This window comes from Gilvimarinus sp. 1_MG-2023 (assembly GCF_030548285.1).
This window is the reverse complement of record NZ_JAUOSC010001189.1, coordinates 1-261: the sequence shown is the minus strand read 5'-3', so window position 1 is coordinate 261 and position 261 is coordinate 1. Positions and strand designations below refer to the sequence as shown.

Sequence of the window (261 nt, the reverse complement as noted above, 5' to 3'; positions counted from 1 at the left end):
CGGTCACGCAGCTTGGCCACTTCGGTATTTTCATACTCCATGTGCTCCATCGCCAGGTCACAGGCTTTGCCCAGCCCAACGATTCCCACTGTGTTTTCGGTGCCGGCACGACGACCACGCTCCTGATGGCCACCCCGCAGCAGTGGACGAAAACGTACACCACGGCGCAGATACAACACGCCTACGCCTTTGGGCGCGTGCAACTTGTGCCCGGACAACGACAGCATATGGATGCAGGTATCCTGCAGGTTCATGGGGATC

Annotated in this window: 1 protein-coding gene; it reads right to left on the bottom strand. The window is 59.0% G+C overall.

Annotated features, from left to right (window positions below):
- A partial coding sequence (locus Q4563_RS20615; protein WP_303605842.1) for an aminotransferase class V-fold PLP-dependent enzyme occupies positions 1 to 227 on the bottom strand: 227 nt, incomplete at its 3' end.
- Positions 228 to 261: the final 34 nt, after the last annotated feature.